At 62.7% G+C, this 2568-nt stretch carries 3 protein-coding genes; 2 read left to right on the forward strand and 1 reads right to left on the reverse strand.

The genetic code is table 11. The features are described from left to right. A partial coding sequence (locus RIN13_RS20450; protein ID WP_375164808.1) for a spore photoproduct lyase family protein occupies window positions 1-620 on the reverse strand: 620 nt, incomplete at its 3' end. Between the two features lie 181 nt (window positions 621-801). Here RIN13_RS20450 and RIN13_RS20455 point away from each other — a divergent pair. Together RIN13_RS20455 and RIN13_RS20460 are read left to right on the forward strand one after the other, a co-directional pair. Beyond that, complete coding sequence (locus RIN13_RS20455) at window positions 802-2205, forward strand: protein kinase (protein WP_309109146.1); 1404 nt, start codon at window positions 802-804, stop codon at window positions 2203-2205. Window positions 2206-2428: 223 nt separating this feature from the next. After that, on the forward strand, window positions 2429-2568 hold a 140-nt coding region (locus tag RIN13_RS20460; protein ID WP_309109147.1), incomplete at its 3' end, for an antibiotic biosynthesis monooxygenase.

Below are 2568 nucleotides of genomic sequence, written 5' to 3' on the forward strand. Positions count from 1 at the left end.
GAGAACCGGATCCTGGTGTGCCCGCCGTGGTCCCAGTCGAGCATGGCCGGATTGACGTACTTGGTGGCGAAGGAGAGCTTGGCGGTGGGAAGGTCGCGGTAAAGCTCCACCAGATCCTGGACGTTATCGCTGATCAGCGCGTCAACCGAACAGTCGCTGTTCTCCCCGATGTCGTATACCCAAAGCTCGGGGTCGCACTGGTTCGGCTCGAGTTTGATGCCTTGGCGGTTGACGTGCCGCTCCAGCGATGCGCCGATCTGATCGATGTTGGCGAAAACCGTGACAGGGTTGCTGTAGCCCTTGTGCCGCGGTACGTAGCAATAGGCGCACGCCATCGCGCAGCCGTTCGCAGATGACGGTGCAATGAAATCCGCCGACCGGCCGTTGGGCTTTACTGTCAGGGCCTTCTTGACGCCGAGGATGAGTGCCTCAGTCTTTATGCGGGACCAGCGCGGCACGTTTGTTTCATCACCGTGGACTTCGGGGATGTTCCAGTGGTTCTCGACGAGCAACACCTCGGCGTCCGGCCAGCGTGCAACAATCTCTTTGCCCCTGGGCAGTTCCAATGCCGCGCTCTGCGCATAAATCCGCCGGATCTGCAGCAGCCGGTTGAATTCCATGCCTCAATTCTCCCAAAGCACAGGCCGCTGCAGCGGGGATTAAGCCCACGGCGGTATCCGTAAAGTTCCCGGTCAAAGCTCCTGCGCCACTACCATGGAAGGTGAGCTGCTTAACACTCCGAACCCGGCCGGACAACGTCGTCCGCGGGCCGCTGTGGCAGGGCCGGGTACGTGAGGAAACATGATTGTGGGATCGGTACGGAACGGACACCTCCTCAGCGGGCGGTACCGGATCGAGAAGTTAATAGGCATCGGAGCGCAATCCAGCGTCTACCGTGCTGCTGACGAGTTGCTTCGCCGGGACGTGGCCGTCAAGGTCTTTCGCTATCACGACGGCGATGTCGAACAGAGCCGCCGGCAGGAAGCGGAGGTGCGCATCCTGGCGGGTATGAGCCACGCGTCACTTGTCACCCTCTTCGACGCCGGTGCGGACTTGAGCGATCCGGGCAATCCCCTCAGCTACCTGGTGATGGAACTGGTTCGCGGCCCCGATCTGCGCAGCCAGGGGGCTCTGGGACCAATGTCGGCTGGACGCATGGCGCACATCGGGCACGACCTTGCCGACGGGCTCGCCTACATCCACCACCACGGCATTGTGCACCGGGACGTCAAGCCAGCGAACGTCCTGCTGGTGGAGGAGAGCGGCAGTGACAGCAGACTGAGAGCAAAACTCAGTGATTTCGGCGTCGCACTGCTGCTGGGTGATGACCACACGGGGTCGCCGCGGGTCTCGTCCGGGACGCCGCACTATCTCAGCCCCGAACAGGCTCTTGGCGAGCCGTCAGGGCCCGCGAGCGACGTTTACTCCCTGGGCCTGGTCCTGCTGGAAGGGCTGACCGGAAAGGTTGCCTACCCCGGTGCGCCCATCGAATCAGCCGTGGCCCGCCTGTTGCGCGACCCCCATATCCCTGAGGACATTGCCCCGGGATGGGTGGAGCTTCTGACGTTCATGCTTGCCCGTGATCCTGCGGACAGGCCCACGGCGCTGGAGGTGTCGCTGACCCTCCGGCGGGAAATCGCGACCAATATGGGCCGCCGCAGCACCGCTTCCGCTTCAGCTGCTGCGGACCAGGATGAGGAGGCACGGATGCGCGCCGTCCACCGCTACCGCATCCTCGACACTCTCCCGGATGGGACCTTTGACCGCGTGGTTGCAATTGCTGCCCGCGTGTTCGCGGTGCCGGTAGCGATTGTCAGCATTGTTGACCACGACCGCATCTGGTTTAAGGCCCACCACGGCACTGACCTTGAGGAGACCGGAAGGGATCCGGGCTTGTGTGCCTCGGCAATCCTTCAGGACAAGCCGTGGGTGGTGGAAAACGCGGCGATTGATCCACGGGCCCTGGCGAATCCGCTGGTTGCCGGCGAGGCAAACATGAAGTTTTATGCGGGAGTGCCGCTGCGTACTCCTGACGGCTACAACCTGGGCACCCTTTGCGTTCTGGACCAGGAGCCGAGGGACTTCAGCGACGACGATGCCGAGACGTTGGAAAACCTTGCCGCGATCGTCATGAACGATCTGGAACTTCGGCTGCACACGATGCAGATGCTCGCCGCACCAGAAGCGGTGGAACAGCGCAGGTAACCCGGGACGGCGGGACAGATCCGGTTTCGCGGCTGGAACAGGGGTCGTAGCAGCTGGCCAGCCGGCGGCGTAAAGCACCCGTTCCAAGCCGAAGTACCGGCTGCACCTACGACACCGGCGCCTGCGGCATGGCAAAGTTGAGGTGCCGCACAAACCGCTGTGGCGCCAACCGACCGAAGCACTGATGCCGCCGTCGTCCGTGCTGCCCAGCAAAGGAATGACCTTGATCTTCATTACCGCAAAATTCCCCGTCAAGCCCGAGCACGCTGATGCCTGGCCGGAAATTTCAAAGGCCTTTACCGAGGCGACCAACGCCGAGGAGGGCTGCCTTTTCTTTGAGTGGTCCCGTTCACTGCAGGAGCC

Source organism: Arthrobacter sp. (assembly GCF_031179985.1).
Classification (GTDB): Bacteria; Actinomycetota; Actinomycetes; order Actinomycetales; family Micrococcaceae; genus Arthrobacter.